This is a genomic window from Mesorhizobium sp. M7A.F.Ca.US.007.01.2.1 (assembly GCF_003998165.1).
Lineage (GTDB): Bacteria > Pseudomonadota > Alphaproteobacteria > Rhizobiales > Rhizobiaceae > Mesorhizobium > Mesorhizobium ciceri.
In genome coordinates this window covers 1-3,925 of sequence record NZ_RZQP01000361.1, presented here as the reverse complement: position 1 = coordinate 3,925, position 3,925 = coordinate 1, and the positions used below count along the sequence as shown (strand labels likewise).

Here is a 3,925-nt window from a genome sequence, read left to right as displayed (position 1 = left end):
GCTTGGTGATGATGAACTCGGCCAGCAGCTCGGCATCCGAATGGCCTTCCCATAAGCCGAAGGAATCCTGAGTACGAATGAGCCGCAGGAGGCATTTGACGAACGGGGAAGCAAGGGCCTCGTCGTCATTGTTGACAGCAGGGCCAACCGGAGGAATTTCGTTGTTCGTCATTTCAGTCTTCGTCTTCGAGGTACGATTTCCTTTTCCTGCGATGCCCACTCCGGGTCCGCTTGCGTGGCCGACGAATGGCTTGGGCGGGCCAACCCCAAGAGTGCCCCGTGGCCGACCTCGACATGTCCACGAGTGCGAGACCTGCGGCGCGAATTCGCGGCGCACATCGTCTGCGCCGCGATCCGACCGGTGGTCAACGCAATTGAAATCCAACCTTCCGCAAGCCGCCGCCCTGCTGCATCGACATACTTGCTGCGAAGAGAGCTTCGATGGGCGGATTGGCCAGTGTTCAATTCCAATTGTCAGTCCCTTCGCGATTCTTGCTCAGGAAGTGACTTCGTTTTGAGTTTCGGGTGCCTTCTTTTGCGGAGCCACACAAAGATCCGCGTGACAGGCAGGCTCACCCGTGTAGTTGGCCAGTGCTTCGAGCAATGGGGTAAGATAGTACTGTTTGGTGTGGTCCGGAATTGGCCCCAGCCGGTCCACCGATTTCAGTGCCACCTCGATCAACTCGATTGCGCGATCTTTGTTGCCGCTCTCGTAATAATACTGAGCTACCGGGAGGTACCGGAGGTATTTAAACGGGCCATCGCCGTTCGGGGGATTGAGTGCCAGTATCTGTTCCGAGAGCTCGTTGCCCATCGCAAAGCGCTCCGCGCGCGGAAGATGGGAATTGTCCATCGTGGGATCGAAGAGTTGGTTGAGGGCCAAGGCCATCCACGACACCGCGTCGGACGTTTTGTCGATCGCGTCCTCGACCAATTCTCGCATGACCGGCATGCCGGTCTTGATGTCGCGCAGCTTGTGAAGCAGAAGATCCGCATGAATCTGCCGGAACTCACAAGAGTCTGGCATCAAGGCGAGGCCTTCTTCGATGGCCAAGAGCGCCGCCGTCCAATCCTCGGCCTGCATCGCCGGCTCAAGTTTGGCGTATATCGGCCCGGTAAGCGACATTTCGCGCGCTGCAAGTTGGTTATGCGCGATGCGCTTTGCATCGGCGGCTTTCGCTTCATAGCTGCTGCGCCAGCTGCCGTTAAGGACTTTCGGCAAAACGTCATCGAGTTCCGCCGGGTGGCCGATAAAAGCGATGTGGCCGTCGCGGTCGACCACGAACGAGGTGGGAATCCCAATCGAAGAGCTGGGATCCATCCAGAGCTTGTTCATTTCGCCAATGTAATCGAACCCGATACGATAATTCAGATTCGGGAACTCCTCGGTCAGCCAGGCATCCACGTTGGTCCGCGCCTCGTCTGCGGTAGGACCCTGTTCGCAGGCGGCAACTCCGACCGCCTCAAATCCGCTGCCTTCATATTTCTCCTGCAGTTCGATCAAATGGGGCATGGCGTCGACACATGGTCCGCACCAAGTCGCCCAAAACTCAACGAGGTAGACCTTGCCGGGCCGAAAGTTCGTGAGGGGCTCGCCACGCAGCCAGTTCTCCACTTTGATCGCAGGAGCCGGGGACCCCATACGCAGTTCCATCTTGGTGTCCAAAGTCATTCCACACCTTTCGTCTCTTTTGTCGCGGAATATTTTCCAGTCAAAATCGGACACGGTCTCGAGGGCATCGCTCCCTCTGGCTTGCTTCAGCGAAGCTCTCACCGTGTTGCCGCACATCAAGCTGCAACGGAGGTGCCAATTCCCTCAGCTCCGGTAAGCGGCGGGAAATGCTTTGAAATTCTCCACGAGGCCAAATGCGGCCGATTGTCGTGAACCCGACATGTCTTCTGCCGCTGTCGGGTTTCGCCCTATCACTCTTGAGAGCTTGGACGGCTCGCCTGTGATTAGACTGGCCTCGGCCCTCGAGCAGTGGCAGTTTGGCGCCAGTTCGAAAGCGCGAACTCGCCGGCTTGGTCCTCGTGCCGCCACCGCCGCGTGTGGATTCTTGCCCCGGAGTCAAAATTCGCCTCGCGGTTGCCAACGGCGGCATGCGCTCAATGCGCGTGGCGTTGAGCACCGACAGCACGTAATGGTACCAATTAGTGGATGCCCGTCGCTGCCTCCACTTCTCCAGCCAAGCGCTCGAACGACGCTACCTACCCACGTTCGAGCGCGACCGCGGAATCGCAGACTGCCGAACGTCAGCCGTTGCGAAAGGTGTAGCCGTACCCGTTGATCGCCGGTGCGCCGCCTAGATGTGCGTAGAGGACCCTCGATCCCTGTGGAAAGAAGCCCCTCTGGACGAGGTCGATCATCCCTTGCATCGATTTGCCCTCGTAAACGGGGTCCGTAATCATGCCCTCGAGCCGCGCGCACAAACGGATTGCCTCTTTGGTTTCCTCCGATGGAACGCCATAACCCGGGTACGCGTAGTCCATGAACAACACCACGTCTGCCTCGACAATTTCCGCTCCGAGGTGGACGAGCTTCGCTGTATTTTGGGCGATGCCAAGCACCTGCGCCTTGGTCTTGGCGGGCATGGCGGAGGCATCGATACCGATCACGTTGCGCTGTCGACCATCCTTGGCGAACCCGACGAGCATGCCGCCGTGGGTTGAACCAGTCACCGTACAGACGACGATATAGTCGAAGGCAAACCCAAGCTGCTCTTCCTGGGCACGCACCTCCTCAGCGAACCCCACATAGCCCAGGCCGCCGTATTTGTGGACAGAGGCGCCGGCAGGTATCGCATATGGCCTGCCGCCCCTTGCCTTGACTTCATAAAGTGCCTTTTCCCAGCTGCGGCGGATGCCGATGTCAAAGCCCTCGTCAACCAGGCGCACCTCTGCCCCCATGATGCGGCTCAAGAGGATATTGCCGACCCGGTCGTAGACAGCATCATCATGTGGGACCCAGCTCTCCTGGACCAGGAGGCATTTCATGCCGATCTTGGCGGCGACCGCAGCGACCATGCGCGTATGGTTGGACTGCACGCCACCGATTGTGACGAGCGTATCGGCATCTGACGCGATCGCGTCGGGCACAATGTATTCGAGCTTGCGCAGCTTGTTTCCGCCGAACGCGAGACCGGAGTTGCAGTCCTCGCGTTTGACGTAGATTTCCACCTTGTCGCCCAGATGCTTGCCGAGGCGGTCGAGCCTCTCGATCGGCGTGGGTCCAAAGGTGAGCGGATAACGTTCGAATTTTTCCAGCATGCTATCTCCAGCAAAAAAGTACCTGAACCTGCTACGCACCGGTCAGCCCAGGGGTATGGTCGCGTGTTAGCCGAACACAGATTCCCTATACGATCAGCTCAGTCATCAGAGGGTGACCAAAATTGGTGTGGGTCTGAGCACTGATCCTGTCATCCGCGCATCAAAGCAGCAGCACATGCTGGGCATTCGACCAAGCCGGGACACAGCTGAAAATTGCATTCCGCAGTTGATCAGAGTCAGACGACTGGTACCCGAGCTTTCCTGTAACCATCGGCATGCTGGCCCCTGTGGCGAGTTCCACGAGCGCGGCTAGAGGACTGCCAGATCAGAAAGAGCACGCGGCCGAAGTAGCCGGCCTGAAGCAGCAGCGAACAGGCCAGCGTCGTGACGACTGCCACACGGAGCGAATCCAAAGCGAAGTAAACCATCGACGCATTGCTGCACAGGACCAGCCCCACGAGCCGACAAAAAGATGAAGTGCACGCCGCTCCCCTGGTTTTCGCCAGATCATGTTGCGAGCTCGTCGGCCGGAACATGCGTCTGGCAGTTCTTGGGGCAGACGCGGCCGCAGGCTCCGCAGCCTATGCAGCGGCCGGCATCATCGACAACCATGATCATGCGATTGAGCTTGCCGTCGAAATCGTCGTCCTCGTCATCG

General features: G+C 58.7%; 4 protein-coding genes. All 4 read right to left on the bottom strand.

Annotated elements, in window-relative coordinates:
- Positions 1–496: 496 nt before the first annotated feature.
- On the bottom strand, positions 497–1,654 hold the full coding sequence (locus EN949_RS33540; protein ID WP_063170386.1) for a TlpA disulfide reductase family protein: 1,158 nt from the start codon (positions 1,652–1,654) through the stop codon (positions 497–499).
- Between the two features lie 599 nt (positions 1,655–2,253).
- The gene (locus tag EN949_RS33535; RefSeq protein WP_024505903.1) at positions 2,254–3,267 is read right to left on the bottom strand and encodes a 1-aminocyclopropane-1-carboxylate deaminase; all 1,014 of its coding nucleotides are present in this window, start codon (positions 3,265–3,267) and stop codon (positions 2,254–2,256) included.
- A 236-nt stretch (positions 3,268–3,503) separates the two neighbouring features.
- Positions 3,504–3,695 carry an exopolysaccharide production repressor protein gene (locus tag EN949_RS36920; RefSeq protein ID WP_127230899.1) on the bottom strand — a complete coding sequence of 64 codons (192 nt, stop codon included), beginning with the start codon at positions 3,693–3,695 and terminating at the stop codon, positions 3,504–3,506.
- Positions 3,696–3,774: 79 nt separating this feature from the next.
- A partial coding sequence (locus tag EN949_RS33525; protein ID WP_164750711.1) for a 4Fe-4S binding protein occupies positions 3,775–3,925 on the bottom strand: 151 nt, incomplete at its 5' end.

Bases quoted from the DNA above. Each gene is read 5' to 3' on its own strand.
- EN949_RS33540 (WP_063170386.1), bottom strand. From the start codon at position 1,654: ATGGAACTGCGTATGGGGTCCCCGGCTCCTGCGATCAAAGTGGAGAAC.
- EN949_RS33535 (WP_024505903.1), bottom strand. From the start codon at position 3,267: ATGCTGGAAAAATTCGAACGTTATCCGCTCACCTTTGGACCCACGCCG.
- EN949_RS36920 (WP_127230899.1), bottom strand. From the start codon at position 3,695: ATGGTTTACTTCGCTTTGGATTCGCTCCGTGTGGCAGTCGTCACGACG.